The 21297-nt window shown below is 41.9% G+C and carries 20 protein-coding genes; 16 read left to right on the top strand and 4 right to left on the bottom strand.

The window, feature by feature from the left end; translation table 11 throughout:
• Positions 1-7 precede the first annotated feature (7 nt).
• Complete coding sequence (locus AB5026_RS04005) at positions 8-1744, top strand: adenine deaminase C-terminal domain-containing protein (RefSeq protein WP_022426353.1); 1737 nt, start codon at positions 8-10, stop codon at positions 1742-1744.
• Positions 1745-1947: 203 nt separating this feature from the next.
• Positions 1948-3414, top strand: coding sequence for a sensor domain-containing diguanylate cyclase (locus AB5026_RS04010; RefSeq protein WP_015524482.1), 1467 nt, complete (start codon positions 1948-1950; stop codon positions 3412-3414).
• A 90-nt stretch (positions 3415-3504) separates the two neighbouring features.
• Here AB5026_RS04010 and AB5026_RS04015 read toward each other — a convergent pair whose 3' ends face one another.
• Entirely contained in the window at positions 3505-4890 is a 1386-nt protein-coding gene (locus AB5026_RS04015; protein WP_368212779.1) for an MATE family efflux transporter, read from the bottom strand.
• Positions 4891-5462: 572 nt separating this feature from the next.
• Between AB5026_RS04015 and AB5026_RS04020 the strand changes: the two genes are divergently transcribed.
• The 11 genes from AB5026_RS04020 to AB5026_RS04070 all read left to right on the top strand — a co-directional run bounded on the left by AB5026_RS04020 (position 5463) and on the right by AB5026_RS04070 (position 17618).
• Entirely contained in the window at positions 5463-6929 is a 1467-nt protein-coding gene (locus AB5026_RS04020) for an aminotransferase class I/II-fold pyridoxal phosphate-dependent enzyme (RefSeq protein WP_015524484.1), read from the top strand.
• 5 nt (positions 6930-6934) lie between these two features.
• Entirely contained in the window at positions 6935-7789 is an 855-nt protein-coding gene (speE, locus tag AB5026_RS04025) for a polyamine aminopropyltransferase (protein WP_022426350.1), read from the top strand.
• 3 nt (positions 7790-7792) lie between these two features.
• Complete coding sequence (gene speB / locus AB5026_RS04030; RefSeq protein ID WP_022426349.1) at positions 7793-8650, top strand: agmatinase; 858 nt, start codon at positions 7793-7795, stop codon at positions 8648-8650.
• 42 nt (positions 8651-8692) lie between these two features.
• Complete coding sequence (locus AB5026_RS04035; RefSeq protein WP_022426348.1) at positions 8693-9952, top strand: saccharopine dehydrogenase family protein; 1260 nt, start codon at positions 8693-8695, stop codon at positions 9950-9952.
• Positions 9952-11169 (top strand): carboxynorspermidine decarboxylase, encoded by a 1218-nt coding sequence (locus AB5026_RS04040; RefSeq protein WP_022426347.1) that lies wholly within the window; start codon positions 9952-9954, stop codon positions 11167-11169. The genes AB5026_RS04035 and AB5026_RS04040 overlap by 1 nt, the downstream gene beginning before the upstream one ends.
• 62 nt (positions 11170-11231) lie before the next feature.
• The gene (gene yfcC / locus AB5026_RS04045) at positions 11232-12752 is read left to right on the top strand and encodes a putative basic amino acid antiporter YfcC (RefSeq protein ID WP_215638388.1); all 1521 of its coding nucleotides are present in this window, start codon (positions 11232-11234) and stop codon (positions 12750-12752) included.
• Between the two features lie 32 nt (positions 12753-12784).
• Positions 12785-13933, top strand: coding sequence for a beta-aspartyl-peptidase (gene iadA / locus AB5026_RS04050; RefSeq protein ID WP_118368405.1), 1149 nt, complete (start codon positions 12785-12787; stop codon positions 13931-13933).
• 84 nt (positions 13934-14017) lie between these two features.
• Positions 14018-15052 (top strand): alcohol dehydrogenase, encoded by a 1035-nt coding sequence (locus AB5026_RS04055; protein ID WP_015524494.1) that lies wholly within the window; start codon positions 14018-14020, stop codon positions 15050-15052.
• 27 nt (positions 15053-15079) lie between these two features.
• Positions 15080-15442 (top strand): AEC family transporter, encoded by a 363-nt coding sequence (locus AB5026_RS04060; RefSeq protein ID WP_022426732.1) that lies wholly within the window; start codon positions 15080-15082, stop codon positions 15440-15442.
• Positions 15443-15897: 455 nt separating this feature from the next.
• Positions 15898-16320 carry a MarR family winged helix-turn-helix transcriptional regulator gene (locus AB5026_RS04065; protein ID WP_110102401.1) on the top strand — a complete coding sequence of 141 codons (423 nt, stop codon included), beginning with the start codon at positions 15898-15900 and terminating at the stop codon, positions 16318-16320.
• A gap of 14 nt (positions 16321-16334) precedes the next feature.
• On the top strand, positions 16335-17618 hold the full coding sequence (locus AB5026_RS04070) for a DUF6198 family protein (protein ID WP_368212782.1): 1284 nt from the start codon (positions 16335-16337) through the stop codon (positions 17616-17618).
• A gap of 163 nt (positions 17619-17781) precedes the next feature.
• On the opposite strand, the gene AB5026_RS04075 is transcribed toward AB5026_RS04070, so the two are convergent.
• Entirely contained in the window at positions 17782-18000 is a 219-nt protein-coding gene (locus AB5026_RS04075; protein WP_368212784.1) for a helix-turn-helix transcriptional regulator, read from the bottom strand.
• A 27-nt stretch (positions 18001-18027) separates the two neighbouring features.
• Between AB5026_RS04075 and AB5026_RS04080 the strand changes: the two genes are divergently transcribed.
• A complete protein-coding gene (locus AB5026_RS04080) occupies positions 18028-18204 on the top strand; it encodes a sporulation initiation factor Spo0A C-terminal domain-containing protein (RefSeq protein WP_368212785.1) in 177 nt (58 codons plus the stop codon).
• 32 nt (positions 18205-18236) lie between these two features.
• On the opposite strand, the gene AB5026_RS04085 is transcribed toward AB5026_RS04080, so the two are convergent.
• Positions 18237-18692, bottom strand: a complete 456-nt coding sequence (locus AB5026_RS04085) for an Rrf2 family transcriptional regulator (RefSeq protein WP_110102406.1) — start codon at positions 18690-18692, stop codon at positions 18237-18239.
• A gap of 390 nt (positions 18693-19082) precedes the next feature.
• Here AB5026_RS04085 and AB5026_RS04090 point away from each other — a divergent pair, with 390 nt between their 5' ends.
• A complete protein-coding gene (locus AB5026_RS04090) occupies positions 19083-19709 on the top strand; it encodes a DUF3786 domain-containing protein (protein ID WP_368212786.1) in 627 nt (208 codons plus the stop codon).
• On the opposite strand, the gene AB5026_RS04095 is transcribed toward AB5026_RS04090, so the two are convergent.
• Positions 19631-20278, bottom strand: coding sequence for a TetR/AcrR family transcriptional regulator (locus tag AB5026_RS04095; RefSeq protein WP_059085498.1), 648 nt, complete (start codon positions 20276-20278; stop codon positions 19631-19633). The two genes, AB5026_RS04090 and AB5026_RS04095, sit on opposite strands and share 79 nt — an antisense overlap.
• Before the next feature lie 168 nt (positions 20279-20446).
• On the opposite strand from AB5026_RS04095, the gene AB5026_RS04100 reads away from it, so the two are divergent.
• The gene (locus tag AB5026_RS04100; RefSeq protein ID WP_092070354.1) at positions 20447-21217 is read left to right on the top strand and encodes an AAA family ATPase; all 771 of its coding nucleotides are present in this window, start codon (positions 20447-20449) and stop codon (positions 21215-21217) included.
• The last annotated feature ends 80 nt before the right edge of the window (positions 21218-21297 follow it).

Genomic DNA, 21297 nt, shown 5'->3' on the forward strand with positions numbered 1-21297 from the left:
AAATGGTATGGAGCAGGTTCATCTGCTGATCAAAAACGCAAAGGTATTTAATTCCTATCTTAAGAAATTCATATCTGCCAATGTTGCGGTGAAAGATGGAAAATTTTATTACATAGACAGAAAACAGGATACGGATCTTCAGACTGACAATGTGATCGATGCAAAGGGATCATACATGATTCCAGGACTGACAGATATTCACATGCATATTGAGAGTTCTATGGCCACACCGGCTTTTTTTGGAAAATGTGCAGGAGAAAATGGTGTGACGACGGTGGTTTCAGAGCCTCACGAAATGGCCAATGTCAAAGGGATCCGAGGGGTTCTGGAAATGATCTCTGCGGCAAAGAATGCACCTATCGATATTTTTTACGGGATTCCAAGCAGCGTTCCGTCAACCAGTGAAAAGCTGGAAACAACAGGCGGGATCATTGACTGCAGTGCAATGAAGCATCTGCTGGAAGAAAAAGATGTGGTATGTGTAGGCGAAATCATGAATTACCGGCAGATCATCCGGGAAAATGATCTGGAGATCAGCCGGTTTCTGGAATATCTGAAAAAAGACCATCCGGGATATGTGATCGAGGGACACTGTCCGTCATTACTGGATCTGGATCTTGCAAAGTTTCTTTATCTGGGTATTAATGGTGATCATACAGAACATACTCTTGAGGAAGTAAAGCAGCGGATCGAAAACGGAATGTTTTTTGAGATCCAGGATAAAATGCTGAAACCGGAAATCCTGGAATATATCTGCCAGAATCAGCTCTACGAGTATTGTTCCTTTGTAACAGATGATACTATGGCAGATGTTTTGTATGAGCAGGGACCGCTGAATGCAGTGGTACAGAAAGCGATCGATATGGGATTTCCGATGGAACAGGCAATCTACTGTGCCACATATACACCATGTCAGCGGATGCATTTTTATGACAGAGGAGCTATCGCACCGGGAAAACTTGCGGACTTTATGCTGCTTAAAGATCCGTCCGTTCTTAAACCGGAAGCTGTATTCAAAAATGGTGTTCCGATTTATGCAAAGGATGAACCGCAGTTGCCGCTGTCTGCTTCCACATATGAATTTCCGGCAGATTTTTACCGGAGTGTACAGCTTCCGGAGATTTTTCTGAAGGATTTTCAGGTGAATGCTCCTTTTCAGGAAGGATATGCAACGGTTCGTGTGATAGAAATCAATCCGGATCGTACCCATACTACTGAAAAACTGGTGGAAATGCCGGTGAAAGCCGGAAAGATCTGCTGGGAAAACAGCGGATGTCTTCTGGCTATGGTGGTGGAACGTCATGGGAAGAACGGAAATATCGGCTATGGATTTCTTACAGGCTCCTGCTTGAAAAAGGGAACTGTGGCAACAACATATTTTCATGATCATCATAATCTCTTTGTGGCAGGAAGCTCTCCGGATGATATGTTATTTGCTGTAAACAGGATCCGGGAACTGCAGGGGGGATTTCTGGCAGTAAAAGATGGAAGGATCCTTTCTGAACTTGCACTTCCGGTATGTGGGCTTTTATCCGAAAAATCAATCAGGGAGAATGGCCTTGCATTGAAGGCGGTAAGAAAAAGCCTTACAGATCTGGGATATGTGCATAATAATCCGATCATGTCAGTGGCAACACTTGGATTACCGGTAAGCCCGGCACTGAAGCTGACTGATAAGGGACTGGTGGATGTAAAAAAAGGAGAAATTGTTCCGCTGATCGTAAACACAAAGAAAAATAAATAACGTTGTTCTTATTGCCGCAATATAAGCCGGACGTGAGTCGCGGAAAGCGGCATAATAAGGCATAATAATCAGATATCGTTGTAAAAAATCTGCATTTTTCAATCTTATGATTGGAATCTGCAGATTTTTTGTTATAGAGAAAAAACAAAAATCATGGTAAAATAAAAATGCAGGACAAAAAAGGTTAGATCAGGAGAAAACGTATGAAAAAGAATCACTTTGAATTAAAAAATTATGTTATGGCAACCGGCGTTTTTATCTTGGCGGTTATAGCAGGGATTCTTATTTTTTTCGAGTGTGTGCAGAGGGCTGTACAGGTGAATTCTCAGAATACATTGAAGATAAATGTGCAGAGACAAAGCGAACATTTGCGGACGATACTGGATATTAATTATCAATATCTGAATGAGATTGCCTCTGCAATGGGAAAATCAGAAGAACTTTTTTCAGAAGAAAATAAAGAACAACTGATATCTATTTATGAAAAGACAGACCTGGAGAGGGCTGCTCTTATTGATAAGAATGGAGATGCATACTACGACAATGGAGTAACCAAGAATGTTTCTCATCGCAGATATTTTCAGGAGGCTATCAGTGGAGAGCAGACCATCAGCGATCCCCTGGAAAGCAGTGTGGACCATAAGGTGCGGGTGGTTTTAGGTGTGCCGGTATACAAAGACCATAAAGTGATCGGTGTGTTGGGCGGATCCTGTAATGTTACAGCGCTGAGCCATATGCTTTTTAATGATCTTTTTGATGGAGCGGGAAACAGTCTTCTGGCCACAAGTGATGGAGAGATCATTGCCTTTGACAGTGGTTCGGCGTCTGGTACGGAGATCACATATGGAATCAATCTTTTTAAATATTACGGAGAAAAAAATCTCAAAGGAAAGCATGCTCTTCAGGATATTCAGGAAGATTTTAAAGTTGGCGAAAGTGGTCTGGTGAAGTTTAGTCTCAAAGAGAGAAAAGAAGAGGACCGGTATCTGGCATATATGCCTCTTGGATACAATGACTGGATGATCTGTTATGCAATTCCTGTAAAAAGTGCACAGCAGGCTTATGAATTCATTTCTGGTTATGAAATCCTATTTATGGGAAGCTTCTGTATTCTGGTGCTGCTCCTGCTCCTGTATATTGTTGTAAGAAATAATCAGGAGAAAGCGGAATTGGTACGTTCTGCCCAGAAGGATGCGCTTACAGGCGTTTATAACAGAGAGAATACGCAGAAGGTGATCGATGCTATTCTGAGAGAAAAAGCTCCGGAAGGCTTTCATGGCTTCCTGATCCTGGATATGGATCATTTTAAAGAAGTGAATGATGTTTACGGACATGTCATGGGAGATAATGTATTAAAAATGCTGGGAGGTTTTCTTAAAGAGCAGTTCCGGGAACAGGATGTGATCGGGCGTATCGGCGGGGATGAGTTTGTGATCCTGCTCTGTAATATCGGTTCACGGGAAAATATGGAGAGCAGAATAAAAAAACTTCATGAAAAGCTCAGGGAGATCCGTATGGAAGGCATGGGAGAGCATACATTTACTTTTAGTGCAGGAATTGCTTTTGCACCACAGGATGGAGATACCTTTATGGAACTGTATCAAAAAGCAGATTTTGCCCTTTATCAGGTAAAACGCTCCGGAAGGGATGGCTACCGGATCTATAAATAACAATAAAAAAGACAGAAGATATCCTGAAGAGAAAAAAGGAAATCTTCTGTCTTCTTTTTGTATAAATTGGAATGGGAAGCTTTGATGTCCTTAGGCTTCCGGAATTTTTTGAATGATCGTTCTGTTTATGACAACCAGGAAAGCTACGGACACGATCAGAGAAATGATCTCCGCAATGGGGAAAGACCACCATACTGCGTGAAGTCCGCCGATGGAAGCAAGGATATAAGCAGCAGGTACCAGGACAAACAGCTGACGCATGATAGATACGATCATACTGAATACAGCTTTTCCGAGTGCCTGGAATACAGTTCCCGCAATGATACAGAACCATGCGATCAGATAGTGGATTCCTATGATACGAAGTGCAGGGATTCCGATGGTAAGCATATCTTCGGAAGCACTGAACAGCCCCAGCAGTGTTTTCGGAATAAATTCAAAGGCAAGAAAACCAATGAATGTAAAACAGAATGCGATGAACATGCTGACTTTGACAGTTTTAAGCATACGCTTTCTGTGGCGTGCACCATAATTATAGGCAATGATCGGTGTAATGCCGTTGTTAAGTCCAAATACAGGCATGAAGAAAAAACTCTGTAATTTGAAGTAAACACCAAATACTGCAGTTGCAGTGACTGTGAACTGTACCAGGATCAGATTCATGCAGTAGGTCATGATAGAACTGATGGACTGCATGATGATCGATGGAATACCTACTGCATAAATATGGCCGATGATCTTAAGGTCAGGACGGAAGCCCCTGAAGCTGAGCCGGACTTCATGATTAAATTTATGGTTGCAGATTCCGGCAACGATGCAGGCTACACACTGTCCGATCACAGTAGCTACAGCAGCTCCGGTAACACCCATTTTCGGAGCACCGAACAGACCAAAGATCAGGATCGGGTCAAGGATGATGTTGGTGATGGCACCGCACAGCTGAGAAGTCATGCTGAATATGGTTTTTCCTGTGGATGTGAGCAGACGTTCAAAGAAAAACTGTCCAATCAGACCAAAGGAGAATATCATAACTGTGCTCAGATATTCAATCCCAAATTTAAGGATCTCAGGGTCTGCGTTATGTACCTGGCTGGCATAAAATGGTTTTACTACTGTAAATCCAAGGATCAGGAAAACCAGATAGCTTAAGCCATACAGGAAAGCAGCATTGCTGGCTGTCTGATCAGCTTTTTTAAAATTCTTTTCTCCAAGGGATTTGGAAAGCAGTGCGTTCATACCCACACCGGTACCTGCACCTACTGCGATCAGAAGTGTCTGCAGTGGAAAAGCCATGGAAACTGCCGTCAGAGCATTTTCGGAAAGCATGGCAACGAAAACACTGTCTACAATATTGTACAATGCCTGCACCAGCATGGAGATCATCATTGGCAGAGACATGTTTAGTACAAGCCTTCCTACGGGCATGGTCCCCATTTTGTTTTCTGCTATGGGAGCAGATGTACTTTTTTGATTCATATTTCCTCCATTTTGTATTTTGTAGTTTTTGACCTAATTATACATATTAGCATGAAAATATGAGGGATTCAAGAAAAGAATATCCTTCTGACATTATTATAAATGGTTCATACTATAAGTATTTAAACGATTTTGATAGTTGACATGAATTTTCAGATATGCTATGCTTATGAAGATTTTGAAGGACAAGAAAGAGTCTTTTCAAAGCAATTATTTTGGACCACTCCATTTTGGGGTCAAGGCCATACGGACAGCCGGGTCCACTGCCGCTGATGGTAACTTTGGTTGCCTTATTGATTGAGTTAGAAGCTCAAATTTTATAAGTTGGTTCCTTTGATAACCGTCATGCGCCTGTTGCGCAGACTTGTGAAACGGTCAATAAGAGTAGTAAAAGTATGATTGCTATATAGACTCTGACATATATCATCCGGATTCTGATCTCATGTAAATATGGGGATTCTCATATTTATATGCGATGAAAATAAAATCAGGAAGAATGATCTAAGCAGGTTTACGGTTTTGTATCGGCCTGCTTTTTTTGTGCGGATAAAGGAACTGGAAATGGAGAAGCAATGAACAGAAGTCGTTTTAAACTGGACCAGAATCATGCTCCAATTCATGAAGCTCTTGAAAAATTCCTGCGTATGAGAGTAGTACCTTTCGATGTGCCGGGACATAAAAGAGGAAGAGGAAATCCGGAGCTTACTGAATTTCTGGGACAAAAATGTGTAGGTGTGGATGTAAACAGCATGAAGCCGCTTGATAATCTCTGTCATCCTGTATCCGTGATCCGGGAGGCGGAAGAGCTGGCAGCAGATGCCTTTGGAGCAGCTCATGCATTTCTTATGGTTGGAGGAACTACAAGCTCAGTACAGACTATGGTGCTAACTGCCTGTAAGAGGGGAGATGAGATCATTCTTCCCCGAAATGTCCACAGAAGTGTGCTGAATGCGCTGGTTCTGTGCGGAGCAATCCCGGTCTATGTGAATCCGGAGGTGGATCAGAGACTTGGAATTTCTCTTGGAATGCGACGTGAACAGGTGGCAAAGGCAATTAAGGAGCACCCAAATGCGGTGGCTGTGCTGGTGAACAATCCCACCTATTATGGAATCTGCAGTGATCTTCGCGCAATTGTACGCATGGCTCATGAAGCAGGAATGCTGTGTCTGGCAGATGAGGCACATGGAACCCATTTTTATTTTGGCGGAGGTCTGCCGGTTTCGGCAATGGCAGCTGGTGCAGATATGGCGTCTGTATCCATGCATAAAAGTGGCGGAAGCCTGACCCAGTCCAGCCTTCTTCTTACAGGACCAGGTGTTCATGCCGGTTATGTCCGTCAGATCATCAATCTGACTCAGACTACTTCAGGCAGCTATCTTCTGATGTCAAGTCTTGACATTTCGCGCCGGAATCTTGCACAGCGAGGACGCCAGATTTTTCATCAGGTAGCAGATATGGCAGAGTATGCAAGGGAAGAGATCAATGCTATTGGCGGCTATTATGCATTTGGAAAAGAGCTGGTGAATGGAGATTCGGTTTTTGATTTTGACATTACGAAATTAAGTGTACATACCCTGGATATCGGACTTGCAGGAATCGAGGTTTACGATATACTGAGAGATGAATATGATATTCAGATCGAATTTGGTGATATTGGAAATATTCTGGCTTATCTGTCGATCGGAGATCGTGCCCAGGAAATAGAGCGGCTGGTAAGTGCTCTTGCGGAGATCCGCAGGCGATTCCAGAAGGATAAATCAGGATTGCTGGATCAGGAATATATCGATCCTCAGGTAGTGACAAGTCCTCAGGAAGCTTTTTATGCAGAAAAATGCAGCCTTCCTCTCAGAGAAACCGAAGGCAAGGTATGCAGCGAGTTTGTAATGTGTTATCCTCCGGGAATCCCGATTTTGGCTCCGGGGGAACGAATCACTCCGGAAATCCTGGATTATATTGAATATGCCAAGGCAAAAGGATGCAATATGACAGGCCCTGAAGATCCGGATATATTGCGTTTAAACGTACTGGCAGGGAGGTAAAGAAAATGGAAATGTGGTTTTCGGAATTTCATACACCGGATGTGAAGCATAGTATCCGGGTAAACCGTCAGCTTTATTCAAAGCAGAGTGACTATCAGAGAATTGATATTTTTGAGACACCGGAATTTGGCAGGGTGCTCACACTGGACGGTAATGTAATGCTCACAGAGCGTGACGAATTTATTTATGACGAAATGATCACTCATGTACCTATGGCTATTCACAAAGAAGCTAAAGATATTCTTGTGATCGGAGCAGGAGATGGCGGAGTTGTACGTGAACTGACCAGGTATGACCGTGTCAGCCATATTGATCTGGTAGAGATGGATCCTATGGTAGTAGAAGCCTGTCGCGCATATCTTCCGGGAAATGCCTGCAGGCTGGATGACAGGAGAGTGCACCTTCATTATGAAAATGCGTTGAAATATATACGCCGCTGCGAAAATAAATATGATCTTATTATTGTAGATTCCTCGGATCCCTTTGGCCCATCGGAGGGATTATTTACCCGTGAATTTTACGGAAACTGCTATAATGCGCTGAAGGCGGATGGAATTATGGTTAATCAGCAGGGAAGTCCTTTTTATTCCGAGGATGCGCATGCCATGCAGCGCAGTCACAAAAGAATTGCCAGTACTTTCCAGATCAGCCGTGTTTACCAGGCTCATATTCCTACCTTTGCTGCCGGCTACTGGCTGTTTGGCTTTGCAAGTAAAAAATATCATCCTGTGGATGACCTGGATTCGAAGGCATGGAATTCACTGAATCTTCGCACCCGTTACTATACTACAAGGCTTCACAAAGGTGCATTTTATCTTCCGGCTTTTCTGGAGGAAATGCTTCAGGAGGTGGAGGGCTGATTTATGATCTTACCAAATATTGAAAATTTTATCGGTTGTGACAGCAGCTTTGAGGAAGCAGAAATTGTTCTTTACGGAGCTCCCTTTGATTCGACCACAAGCTTTCGTCCGGGAGCCAGGTTCGGTCCTTCTGCCATTCGTCATGAAAGCTTTGGACTGGAAACCTACAGCCCGTATCAGGATCGTGACCTTATGGATATCCGGGTATTTGACAGTGGAGATCTGGAGCTTTGCTTCGGCAGCAGTGAAAAGGCGCTTGCTGATATACAGGATCGTGCAGAGGAAATCCTGAAAGAGGGAAAAATGCCGCTGCTTCTGGGGGGAGAGCATCTGGTGACGCTGGCTGCTGTGAGAGCTGCCGCCAGGAGATATCCGGGACTTCATATTATTCATTTTGATGCGCACGCAGATTTAAGAGACGATTATCTTGGTGCCCATTTAAGTCATGCGTGTGTTATCCGCAGATGCTATGATATTCTGGGAGATGGGAGGATACATCAGTTTTGTATCCGAAGCGGGGAGAGAGAAGAATTCCGGTTTGCAAAAGAGCATACAGATTTTCATCCCTTTACCTTTGAATGCCTGGAAGAAACCGTACAGGAATTGGCCAGGAAGCAGGTTCCGGTATATTTTACCATTGATCTGGACTGTCTGGATCCATCTGTATTTCCGGGAACCGGTACACCGGAGGCAGGAGGCGTAAGCTTCCTTGAATTGCTCGCTGCTATCCGGAAGGTATCAGAATTAAATATTGTGGGAGCAGATGTCAATGAGCTGGCACCTATGCTGGACCCAAGCGGTGTTTCCACAGCTACAGCATGTAAGGTGGTCAGGGAACTGCTGCTGGCGGTGGCAAAATAAAAACAGTTACGAAAATTGAGTATAAAAAAGGAGACAAAAAACATGAGCAGAGTACTTGTAATCGGCTGCGGCGGAGTAGCCAGTGTAGCAATTCAGAAGTGTTGTCAGGCAGATACTGTATTTACAGAACTGTGTATAGCAAGCAGGACAAAAGAAAAATGTGATGCACTTGCCCGGAAACTGGAAGGAAAAACAAAAACAGTTATTACCACCGCAAAGGTGGATGCGGATGATGTAAACCAGCTGATCCAGCTGATCAATAGTTACAAACCGGATCTGGTAATGAACATTGCGCTTCCGTATCAGGATCTGACCATCATGGATGCATGTCTGGCATGTGGTGTAAACTATATGGATACGGCAAACTATGAGCCGGAGGATACGGATGATCCCAAATGGCGTGCTATTTACGAAAAACGCTGCAAGGAAGCGGGATTTTCCGCATATTTTGATTATTCCTGGCAGTGGGCATACCGGAAGAAATTTGAAGAGGCAGGACTTACAGCACTTCTTGGCTGCGGCTTTGACCCGGGTGTTACCCAGGCATATTGTGCATATGCATTAAAGCATGAGTTTGACCAGATCGATACCATTGATATTCTGGACTGCAATGGAGGAGACCACGGATATGCATTTGCAACCAACTTTAATCCGGAAATCAATCTTCGTGAGGTAAGTGCGCCCGGAAGCTACTGGGAGAATGGACACTGGGTGGAAATTCCTCCGATGGCGATCAAGCGGGAATATGATTTTGATCAGGTCGGCGATAAAGATATGTATCTTCTGCATCACGAGGAGATCGAGTCCCTTGCCCAGACAATTCCGGGTGTAAAGAGAATCCGTTTCTTTATGACCTTCGGACAGAGCTATCTGGATCACATGCGCTGTCTGGAGGATGTAGGAATGCTTTCTACTACTCCGATCAACTATAATGGACAGGAAATCGTTCCTATCCAGTTTTTGAAGGCTCTTCTCCCGGATCCGGCCAGCCTGGGTCCACGTACTAAGGGAAAAACTAATATTGGCTGCATTTTCACCGGGGTAAAGGATGGAAAAGAGAAAACCTATTATATTTATAATGTTTGTGACCACCAGGAATGTTATAAAGAGGTTGGAAGTCAGGCAATCAGCTATACGACAGGCGTTCCGGCTATGTGCGGAGCATTAATGATGCTTACCGGAAAATGGATCCGCCCGGGAGTGTACACAGTAGAAGAATTTGACCCGGATCCGTTCCTGGAAGCACTTGACAAATATGGACTTCCACGCAGCGAAAATCATGATCCGGAGCTGGTGGATTAATGGAAAGAACAGATACAAGACCACCCTTTGCAGCGTCCGGCGGAATTATTCCGCCGGAGCTGCGGAAGATCAAAACACCTTGTTATGTTCTCGACGAAGCGGCGCTTATAAAAAATGCAGAATTAATGGGGAATATTGCCAAAAGAACAGGCTGCAAAATGCTCCTGGCACAGAAGGCTTTCAGTAATTATGACTGCTATCATCTTTTGGAACCATATTTGACAGGAACAGAAGCAAGCGGACTGTACGAAGCCAGGCTTGGTGCCCAGGAGATGCCCGGAAAAGAGGTACATGTATTTTGCGCCGGATATCGTGAGGATGAATTTGAGGAGCTGCTTAGCTTTGCAGATCATATAGTGTTTAACTCTCCTTCTCAGCTTCTTCGCTTTGGAAAAAGAGTGAAGGAGGCCGGGAAAAGTGCAGGGCTTCGGATCAATCCGGAATGCTCCACCCAGGAGGGACATGCTATTTATGATCCCTGTGCCCCAGGCAGCCGCATGGGTACCACAAGAGCACAGTGGGAGACTGCTGTGAGAAAGCATCCGGAGCTGATCAGATTATTGGATGGTATTCATTTTCACACCCTTTGTGAGCAGGACTCTTCTGATCTGGAAACTACTCTTACAGCAGTAAAGACGAAATTCGGAGATCTGATTTCTCAGATGAAATGGCTGAACCTGGGAGGTGGACATCATATTACAAGACCAGGCTATGATATTGCACGGCTTGAGAAGTGCATTAGAGCAGCAAAGGAAGAATGGAAGGTAGATGTTTATCTGGAGCCCGGAGAGGCATGGGCCTTAAATGCAGGATTCTTTTTGACAACTGTTCTGGATGTGCTGCAAAATGGTGATACCCGGCTTGCAATTTTGGATGGAAGTGCTGCCTGTCATATGCCGGATGTTCTGGAAATGCCTTATCGTCCTCCTCTTCTTGGAGCAGATGAACCGGGAGAAAATGCAGTCACAATCCGGCTCGGAGGACCAACCTGCCTGTCAGGAGATATCATAGGAGATTACAGCTTTTCAGAGCCGTTGAAGTACGGAGATATCCTCATGTTTGGTGATATGGCCATTTATACAACCTGCAAGAACAATACCTTTAATGGAATGCCTTTGCCTGATATATGGCTGAGACATGGCGATAAAACCATGGAACGTCTTACTGATTTTGGGTATGAAGATTTTAAAGGCAGACTTGGACGCTGCAGGAAATAAGAGCAGTTTTTTTGAAAAATAATATTGACAGGTTTAATGAAAAATGGGAGGGAGATTCAAAAATGAGCAAAAACGAAGGAAAAGGGTTAAAGTCTTTTAACAAGGGATTCCAAGTGCCTGATACCTACATTATCATCTTTTTTGTAGTTGTTTTCGCAGCACTTATGACATTTCTTGTACCAAAGGGATTTTACGAAACACAGGATATTTCATATATGATCAATGGTGTTGAGAAAACCCGCACAGTAATCAAAGACGGAAGTTTCCAGTATCTGACAGATGATACAGGAAATGTAGTAACAGAAGGAGTAGCACTCTTTAGTGGAGATGGTGGAACAGGATTTTTTAACTATATGTATAACGGAATCGTAAATAGTTCTGCAATCGAGATTATCGCATTTCTTATGGTAGTAGGTGGTGCATTCGGTATCATGATCCGTACAGGTGCGATTGAATCCGGATTGATCGGATTGATCCGTAAGGCAGAGGGAGCAGAAAAACTACTGATTCCGATACTTTTCGTACTGTTTTCTCTTGGTGGAGCAGTTTTCGGGATGGGAGAAGAAGCGCTTCCGTTTACTATGATTCTTTGTCCGTTGTTTGTAGCAGTTGGATATGATTCAGTTATCGCAGTTCTTGTTACTTATGTTGCAACACAGATTGGTTTTGGTTCATCTTGGATGAATCCATTCTCTGTAGGTATTGCACAGGGTATTGCAGGTATTGACGTATTCTCCGGAGCAGGATTCCGTATGGTAATGTGGGTAGTATTTACAGCACTCGGCTGTGGAATGACTATGTTCTATGCATCAAAGATCAAAAAGACTCCGACAATCTCAATCGCATATAAGACTGATTCATATTTCCGTGAGCAGAATGAAAAAACAGGAATTGACGAAGGACATTCATTTGGTCTTGGACACATTTTAGTTCTTCTGACACTGGCTGCTACAGTAGTATGGGTAATTTGGGGAGTTATGACTCAAGGATACTACATGCCGGAGATTGCTACACAGTTCTTTATTATGGGAATTGTTTCCGGTGTGATCGGAGTTATCTTTAAACTGAACGACATGAAACTGAATGATATCGCAATATCATTCAAAGATGGAGCAAAAGATCTGATTGGTGCTGCACTTGTTGTTGCTATGGCACAGGGTATCATGCAGGTTCTTGGTGGATCTGATCCGACCACACCTACAGTTATCAATACAATTATGTATAATATTTCAAATGCATTGGCTGGAGTTTCCGGAGCGGTTGCAGCAGTACTTATGTATCTGTTCCAGTCCGTATTTAACTTCTTTGTTGTATCCGGAACAGGACAGGCTGCGATCACAATGCCGATCATGGCTCCACTGTCAGACCTGTTAGGTGTTTCACGACAGACAGCTGTAGTTGCATTCCAGCTTGGTGATGCATTTACAAACCTGATTGTTCCTACATCCGGATGTCTGATCGGATCTCTTGCAATTGCAAAGATCGAGTGGTCTAATTGGATTAAATTCATGTGGAAATTCCTTGGCGTCTTAATGATTGGTGCAATCATTACAGTTCTTATTGCAGTTGGAATTGGATTCTAAAACATGCATTGGATAATTGGGAGTGATTTATGATGAAATTAATTCAGAATATTGATGTTTATGCTCCACAGCATCTGGGGAAAAAAGATGTACTTATGATCAATGATAAGATTGTTAAGATTAAAGATGCAGGTTCTATATCCGCAGACGGATTTCTTTCTGAGGCAGAAATGATCAATGGAGAGGGGTTACTTTTAACTCCGGGATTCATTGATAGTCATGTTCATGTACTCGGAGGCGGTGGCGAAGGTGGATTCGCCAATCGTACTCCGGAAGCAACTATGGAAGGACTTACGAAGTTTGGAGTAACAACAGTTGTTGGCTGCCTTGGAACAGATGGAATCGGTCGTGATATATGTGCACTGGTTGCAAAGACAAAAGGATTGAATGAGCAGGGAATGTCTGCATACTGTTATACAGGCAGTTATCAGATTCCGGTTCGTACGTTGACTGACAGTATTGTGAAAGATATTATGATGATTCAGGAAATCATTGGAACTGGAGAAATCGCGATCTCCGATCATCGGTCTTCACAGCCGACTTTTGAGGAATTTGTACGTGTCGTTGCGGATACAAGACTTGGTGGTGTTCTTTCCGGGAAAGCTGGTATTGTAAATGTTCATCTTGGTGACAGTCCGAGATGCTTAGATCTTATTGAACGGGTGGTAGATGAGACAGAGATACCGACTTCTCAAATACTGCCAACACATATCAATCGAAATGAGCTGCTTTTCTGCAAGTCAATGGAATATGCGCTGAAAGGCGGAGCAGTAGATTTTACCGGAAATGAAGATATTGACTATTGGGAAACTATCTGTGATGAGGTACGAGTATGTAATGGTATCAAACGGATGTTAGATGCAGGAGTAAATCCTAACCGCATGACAATTTCTTCTGATGGACAGGGAAGCCTTCCGATGTACAGTAGTGATGGCGAATTCCTTGGAATGGGCGTTGGACAGTCCAGCTGCCTTCTGAAGGAAGTTAAAGAGTGTGTGTTTAAAGCGGATATCCCGTTGGAAATTGCACTTTCAACAATAACATCCAATCCGGCAGAAATCCTTCGCCTTAATGGAAAAGGAAAGATTGAAGAGGGCTATGATGCGGATCTTTGTATCCTGGATCAGGACCTGCAGCTTGTTGAGGTAATAGCAAGAGGTAAAACAGTGTATACAAAATAGAATCAGAAATATCCGGTATAAGAACAGATGTGTTCCGTACCGGATATTTTACTAGTATACATTCTAATAGATGGGGGCAAAATAATGCTGACTTATACATATGTTTCAAAGGGAAAATTTGAACTAATGGAAAAACCGAAACCAGTGCTCATGCATGAACGAGATGCCATTGTAAAGGTGACACTGGCCAGCATCTGTTCCAGTGACCTGCATATTAAACACGGAAGTGTTCCGCGTGCAGTCCCGGGAATTACAGTTGGCCATGAGATGGTAGGTATTGTTGAGGCAGTCGGTTCTAAGGTGACGCATGTAAAACCGGGAGACCGGGTGACTGTAAATGTAGAAACCTTTTGCGGAGAGTGTTTTTTCTGTAAGAAAGGATATGTAAACAATTGTACCGACAAGAATGGTGGCTGGGCACTTGGCTGTCGTATCGATGGGGGACAGGCAGAATATGTCCGGGTTCCTTTTGCAGATCAGGGATTGAATAAAATCCCGGAAGGTGTTACGGACAGACAGGCTTTACTGGTAGGAGATGTTCTTGCTACTGGTTATTGGGCAGCACGTATTTCTGAAATCACAGAGGAAGATACTGTACTAATCATTGGAGCCGGTCCAACGGGAATATGTACTTTACTTAGTGTTATGCTGAAAAATCCAGCGAAGATCATTATATGTGAAAAGGACGAGACACGTATTCGCTTTATTAATGAGCATTATCCGGAGATTCTTACTGTTTCACCGGAAGACTGTAAAGAGTTTGTTAAGACTAATAGTGAGCATGGTGGAGCTGATGCAGTCCTTGAAGTTGCCGGAGCAGAATCGACATTTAAACTGGCGTGGGAATGTGCCCGACCAAATGCAATCGTGACAGTGGTTGCGCTTTACGATAAAGCGCAGATGTTACCACTCCCAGATATGTATGGTAAAAATCTCACTTTTAAAACAGGTGGAGTGGATGGCTGCGATTGCGAAGAAATTCTGAAGCTGATATCAGAAGGTAAGATCAACACGGAACCGCTGATTACGCATACATATCCGTTAAACAGGATTGAAGAGGCATATGAATTGTTCGAAAATAAGAGAGATGGTGTGATTAAAGTAGCAGTGGAATGCTGAGAAACAGGTACGGGAGGCTGAACAATAGTGAGTTTATCACAAGTAATTTTACTCGTGATCATAATGCTTATTATTGGGATGATCTGCAGAGAGAAAAAACTGATCCGCCCAGAGGGAATTGAAGGACTTCAGGCATTGGTTATGAATTTTACACTTCCAATCTCATTGTTTTATACTTTTTATCGGGCAAGTATTAAAGCAGATACTGTGATATTTCCGGTTACCTTCTTCGTAGTGACCGCAGGTGGGAGTTTTGCAGGAAGGCTGCTATGTAAACTTGTAAAAGAAAAAGATGTCTATTTTCCCTTTACACTGACAGGATATGAGGCAGGAATGCTGGGATATGCTCTGTTTGGTATTCTGCTTGGAAATGATAAGATCACGCAATAACTTGCTTAATCTTGCCCCATTTTGCCAAGATGGCAGCTAAAACACACATTTCACAAATCCCCGAAATCCATTGCAAAACAGGGCATTTCCGGGCAAATCAAGGAGAAATAAAACAATGATAAAAATATTTTTCATCTGCCACGGCACTCTTTGAAAGATTCTTCAAAAAGCCGGTAAAATCAAGGTCTGGAAGGCATAGGCGGTTAGAAAATAACCCGAAAATAACCCATGGGATTTTGTGCAGATATTACATGTAAATATAGATGATGTTTGGGATGCAACATGATAGAAGAGCTGTAAGATTTTGAAAAGAAAATCTTATGGCTTTTTTTGCAAACAAATAGAAGAGGAAAATAGTGGTGAAAAAGTTATTGACATACACCACAAACATAGTTATAATTCCAAATGTTTGAATTATAACTATTTATATGATAAAAGAAGGAGCTAAATAATAAATGGATGATTCATTTCACTACCTGTCTATGATAAACCATATGACTGTCCAGAAAAAACTAATGGAACAGCTGGCAGACACAGGCCTTACCTTGGGACAGCCCAAAGTATTGGATTACCTGAAAGATCGCGATGGTGCCAGCCAGAAAGAGATTGCGGCAGGATGCCTCATCGAGGCAGGATCTTTAACGTCCATTTTGAACCGTATGGAAGAAAAAGGTCTGATCGAAAGAAAAATGCTCAATGGAAACCGTCGTACTTTTCATATTTTTATGACAGAATCCGGAAAGAAAAATCAGAAGCTTGTGGAGGAGGCTTTTAAGAAAATAGAAAAAACTGCATTAAATGGTATTTCCGAAGAAGAGCAGAAGTTGTTTATGGATATTTTTTGCCGGATCTATCGAAATCTTGCAGATATGAAATGAGGAGGAAATAAAAAATGGAGAAACTAAAACGATATTTAATATTTCTGGTGGGATTGTTTGTAAACTCCCTGGGAGTCAGTCTGATCACAAAGGCAAACCTAGGAACATCCCCGATTTCATCAATTCCTTACGTATTAAGTCTTAATTTTCCATTTACACTTGGAAATTTTACCATCTTTTTCAGTATCTTTCTGATCGTACTGCAGTTGATCATCCTGAGAAAGAACTTTAAATTGGAGCACATCCTTCAGATTCCGGTATCCATCATATTTGGATATTTTATTGATCTTACCATGATTCTTTTTTCCTGGGTCAATCCGGAAGCGTACATCATGAAGATTGTATATCTTCTCATCGGATGTCTGATTCTTGGCGTAGGTGTATATATGGAGGTCTTGGCAGACGTTGTCATGCTTCCGGGAGAATCTTTTGTCCGTGCTATTGTTCTTACATGGAAAACAAATTTCGGAACAACCAAGATCTGTTTTGATGTATCCATGTCAGTGATCGCTGCTGTACTTTCTTTCGTATTTGCAGGAAGACTGGATGGTGTAAGAGAAGGTACCGTTATTGCTGCCCTTCTGGTAGGCTTTATCGCCAGACTCATCGGTAAGAAACTTGCATTCCTGAAAGATATGATTTTCCCGGAAAGCGTATCTGCAGAAAACGAGAACGAAGCAAAAGAACAGACAGCAGGAACCTATGGAAAAAATGTTATCGCCATTGGAAGACAGTTTGGAAGTGGCGGCCACGATATTGGCAAGATTCTTGCAGAAAAGTTGGGATATGATTTTTATGATGCGGAGATTATCCAGATGACAGCAGGAACCACCGGATACACACCGGAATTCATCAAGAAAAACGAAGAGATCATGACAAACAGTCTCATCTATGATCTGGTTAATCAGATGTATCTGAATGCGGATATGCAGGATGAAGCGCCGAAGGATAAAATTTTCGAGGCAGAATGTCAGGTTGTACGTAATCTTGCGAAAAAAGGCAACTGCGTGATAGTAGGCCGTTGTGCAGATTACGTTCTCAGAAATTCCGGAAACTGTCTGAAAGTATTTTTTTCAGCGCCTCTTATGAGCAGAATTAGAAGAGTGGCACAGAGACAGAATATCTCCGAGGGAGAAGCCAAAGCTACGGTTCAGAAAAATGAAAAACTCCGTGCAGATAACTACCGTTATTACACCCGCCGTATGTGGGGTGCAGCCGGAAACTTTGATCTCAGCCTGAATACAGATTTGGGAGAAGAATATATTGAGAACTGCATCCGCAGTGCTATGAAACTGTAAAAATATATAAAGCCTTATAATATTTGTCGTAAATGATATAGCCCCTTAAGGAACAGTCAATCTAAAAATCATATTTGAGGGACATATCATTTGCAGTAATATTATAAGGCTTTTTCTTTTCTACTGTATACAGATAAGACACATACAGGACTTATAAAGTATTTCAGTATTCCGCTGGTGTCATATGGAACTTTTTCTCAAAAATTTTATAAAAATGCGTAATGTTGGAATAACCGATCTCTTCCATGACAGCAGTAACAGAACGATCAGGCTGCTTTAATATTTCCGCCGCTCTGGACAGACGGATATTCTGGATAAGAGAAGAAAAAGTCTGTCCCGTATAATTTTTTAGGATAAAACGCAGGAATCCTCGGCAATTCAATTACCGAGATGAAAGCGTAAACTGTGCATGTCTACACTCATAATAAATGAAAAGATTGCAGAAAAGTACAACACAACACCAGAAGAGGTACGCAGAGAAATGCAGATAGCCATAGATGCAGGATTTGATAATCCTGATCCGGCTGTGCAGGAAGTATTTATGGGAAAACTGAATCCGGTCATAAGGAAGGTGAACCGGATGTAGTAGGAACATTTTCCGTAAATTGGGATGAAAATTTAACCGTGATGGCTAACCGGGGAGATATTGAGGATTGATGTTCGCTGATAATAGGTATCTATGATATCCTGTAAAGTAATCATATTCATTTTTTCTTCAGCAGTTTTTTGGATTTCATTATAGAATTCCTGTAAAGACAACTGAATATTAATGCCAACGCCGCAATCAGGGTTGGTATGAGTATCTAAATGAAGCAGCGGCTTCTCACCTTCAACTGCTTTATAAATATCCAGCAATGTAATCTGATCTGCTGGTTTTGAAAGAGAAGGACGGGCATGTCCGGCTACACTGGTCATAAGTCCGGCTTTTTTTAGTTTTAACATAAGCTGGCGTACAAAGCCGGGATTTGTATGGACACTTTCTGCAATTGAGGCACTGGAGAGAGATTTTTCCTGGTTGATAGCAATCAGAACCATCACATGAACAGTATCGCTTAATTTTGTTGAATATTTCATGATAAGAAACTCCTTATAGTATGATATAATGATTTTTTTCACATTTTTGAGACAAAAATATTTCTGGTTTGTCTAAAACATTTCAAGTTCTCAACAGTTCTTTTTTATGTGTTGAGAAACTGTGCATATTTATTATTTTGATGATTGTAAATAATATAATTACAACTATAATGAAATTTAAAGGAAAAGTCAACACAGTAATGAAACTTACGGAGGAGTGTATAATATGCTGATCGTAGACAAATCTATGAAACTATGACTGAGATAATGAGTTTTGTCCAGGAATGGATAAAAGAGAATCCGGACAAAGTTAGATTTATGAGAATACTAAAATCCTTGTATAAACATTGATTATTACATGATACTATAAATGTTCACAAAGGAGAGCTTATGGAATACAAAAATCAAACAGAAAATCGTGCATTTCAGGAAATGTTGCAGGCAGCAGTAAAACGGCTGCAAAATCGTTCCGGAGAGGATCTTGCTGCAAAAAGTGGGGCTGTTTTTCATAGCAGTCGAAATGTGCTTGAAGTACTGAGTTTTTATGAAACGATTGAAATTCAACTCCCTGAGTTTCGTATTAACTCAAATATGGACGAATGGCATTATCTGACATTGCTGCATTATCTGGATATGGCCGATGGAACAGAAGGTTCACAGAAGCTCATTACTTTTGGTAACCTGAAAGATGGATTGATTCGAGGAACCAAGTTTGATCGGACTGCAGAGCAGAAACTGGAAAAGCTTTTGCAGGATAAAGATCCTGAGAAAATTCAGAAAGCATGTAAAAACCTGGGTGCAGAATTCACAGAGACAAAGGCGGATTTGTGTGCTGTTTTTCCAGTTCTGCCAAGATATCCGGTAACTTTAAAGATATGGTTTGCAGATGAAGAATTTCCTGTATCTGGCAAAATATTTCTTCAGGATCATGCCGATCATTATCTGAGTGTAGAAGATGCGGTAACAGTTGGAGAAATTTTGCTGCAAAAATTATCGGAAGCATTTTCTTCCCTCTGATCATGGATCAGAAAACTTTCCAGTCCGGCTTTGATAAATTTGTCAATTGTTGTCTGAATCTGTTTCCAGTCATTACAGTGATTGCGTAGCATCAGTCTGTTGATGGAAAGGCAGCCATTCATTTGAAAATAAAAAACCGATTCTGCCTGCTCAAAGGTCAGGAGGCTGTGTGACATAAGCCAGGTCACATAGCCTTCTTTTGTATTTTCTGCTAATTTTTCCAGAAGAATGGGGGCAATTGCATCATCCAGAAACAGTGCCCTGTATTGTGATTCCATCTGTATTTTCTGACAGAACGGATAGGAACAGCTTTTTTGATTTAGACAGAATAAATGATCTACAGTTGTTAACATATCCTGAGTCATATCATTAAAAATATCTGATAATACATCATGGATATCGTAGTAATGAAGATAAAAAGTGCCACGGTTGATTTCAGCATTTTTGCAGATCTCTGTAACTGTAATTTTTGTAAAACTCTTCTGCTTTAATAATTCTAAGAACGTATCTTTTATGGTTTGCCTGGTATAGCGGGTACGGCGATCTTGTTTTCTCGTTTTTTCTGACATTATATACTCCTGTATTATTTGGTATCATATGATTCCTCAACAATTTTTCTGATGTGTTGAGTAGCCATACAAATCTCACAGATTGATTATTGTAATTTATATAGTAACAACTATAATGAGATTTAAAGAAAAAGTCAACAGATTGTTCAGAATTTTAGGAGGAAAAACATGGGACATGTAATTGCTGTATCAGGAAAAGGCGGTGTAGGGAAAACAACCCTTTGTGGATTGTTGATTCAATATTTATGTGAAAATGGAAAACATCCGGTTTTAGCTGTAGATGCAGATGCAAATGCGAATTTGAATGAAGTGCTCGGCGTTGAACCGGAGATTACACTCGGAGAACTGAGAGAAGAGATTGAACGTGCAGGAGTTGATCCACGGTATCAGATTCCGACAGGAATAACAAAACAGGCTTATCTGGAAATGCGTCTCTCCGATGCAATTGCAGAAGAAGATGATTATGATTTGATGGTAATGGGGCGAACCCAGGGACAGGGCTGCTATTGTTTTGTAAATGGTCTTGTGCAGACCCAGGTTCAGAAACTGCAAAGCCATTATCCATATATTGTGGTTGATAATGAAGCAGGTATGGAACATATCAGCAGAGGAATCCTGCCAATGATGGAAGTTGCGATTCTTGTAAGTGACTGTTCCAGAAGAGGTGTTCAGGCGGCCGGACGTATTGCAAAGCTGATGAAGGAGTTAAACTTTAAACCACAGAAAACCGGATTGATCGTGAATCGTGTTCCAGATGGAAAACTGGATGCCGGAACTCTGGAAGAAATCCGAAATCAGGGACTGGAACTGTTAGGGGTTGTACCACATGATGACCAGGTATATCAGTATGACTGTGCTGGAAAGCCGATCATACGGCTTCCGAAAGATTCTCCTGTAAGAAGTGCACTGGGAGAAATTGTAAAGAAGTTAGGATTGTGAGTTGGAGGATTGAAAGTTTGAAGATTGAGTAAACAGAAATATTATCTGATTTGGTATAACCAATTGTAAAGAAAGGAAAA

This window comes from Blautia sp. RTP21359st1_E11_RTP21359_211015 (assembly GCF_040910705.1).
In the GTDB taxonomy this organism is placed as follows: domain Bacteria; phylum Bacillota; class Clostridia; order Lachnospirales; family Lachnospiraceae; genus Blautia_A; species Blautia_A fusiformis.

Coding starts and splice junctions, on each gene's coding strand:
- AB5026_RS04005 (WP_022426353.1), top strand. CDS start 8: ATGGAGCAGGTTCATCTGCTGATCAAAAACGCAAAGGTATTTAATTCC.
- AB5026_RS04010 (WP_015524482.1), top strand. CDS start 1,948: ATGAAAAAGAATCACTTTGAATTAAAAAATTATGTTATGGCAACCGGC.
- AB5026_RS04015 (WP_368212779.1), bottom strand. CDS start 4,890: ATGAATCAAAAAAGTACATCTGCTCCCATAGCAGAAAACAAAATGGGG.
- AB5026_RS04020 (WP_015524484.1), top strand. CDS start 5,463: ATGAACAGAAGTCGTTTTAAACTGGACCAGAATCATGCTCCAATTCAT.
- speE (WP_022426350.1), top strand. CDS start 6,935: ATGGAAATGTGGTTTTCGGAATTTCATACACCGGATGTGAAGCATAGT.
- speB (WP_022426349.1), top strand. CDS start 7,793: ATGATCTTACCAAATATTGAAAATTTTATCGGTTGTGACAGCAGCTTT.
- AB5026_RS04035 (WP_022426348.1), top strand. CDS start 8,693: ATGAGCAGAGTACTTGTAATCGGCTGCGGCGGAGTAGCCAGTGTAGCA.
- AB5026_RS04040 (WP_022426347.1), top strand. CDS start 9,952: ATGGAAAGAACAGATACAAGACCACCCTTTGCAGCGTCCGGCGGAATT.
- yfcC (WP_215638388.1), top strand. CDS start 11,232: ATGAGCAAAAACGAAGGAAAAGGGTTAAAGTCTTTTAACAAGGGATTC.
- iadA (WP_118368405.1), top strand. CDS start 12,785: ATGAAATTAATTCAGAATATTGATGTTTATGCTCCACAGCATCTGGGG.
- AB5026_RS04055 (WP_015524494.1), top strand. CDS start 14,018: ATGCTGACTTATACATATGTTTCAAAGGGAAAATTTGAACTAATGGAA.
- AB5026_RS04065 (WP_110102401.1), top strand. CDS start 15,898: ATGGATGATTCATTTCACTACCTGTCTATGATAAACCATATGACTGTC.
- AB5026_RS04070 (WP_368212782.1), top strand. CDS start 16,335: ATGGAGAAACTAAAACGATATTTAATATTTCTGGTGGGATTGTTTGTA.
- AB5026_RS04080 (WP_368212785.1), top strand. CDS start 18,028: ATGTCTACACTCATAATAAATGAAAAGATTGCAGAAAAGTACAACACA.
- AB5026_RS04085 (WP_110102406.1), bottom strand. CDS start 18,692: ATGAAATATTCAACAAAATTAAGCGATACTGTTCATGTGATGGTTCTG.
- AB5026_RS04090 (WP_368212786.1), top strand. CDS start 19,083: ATGGAATACAAAAATCAAACAGAAAATCGTGCATTTCAGGAAATGTTG.
- AB5026_RS04095 (WP_059085498.1), bottom strand. CDS start 20,278: ATGTCAGAAAAAACGAGAAAACAAGATCGCCGTACCCGCTATACCAGG.
- AB5026_RS04100 (WP_092070354.1), top strand. CDS start 20,447: ATGGGACATGTAATTGCTGTATCAGGAAAAGGCGGTGTAGGGAAAACA.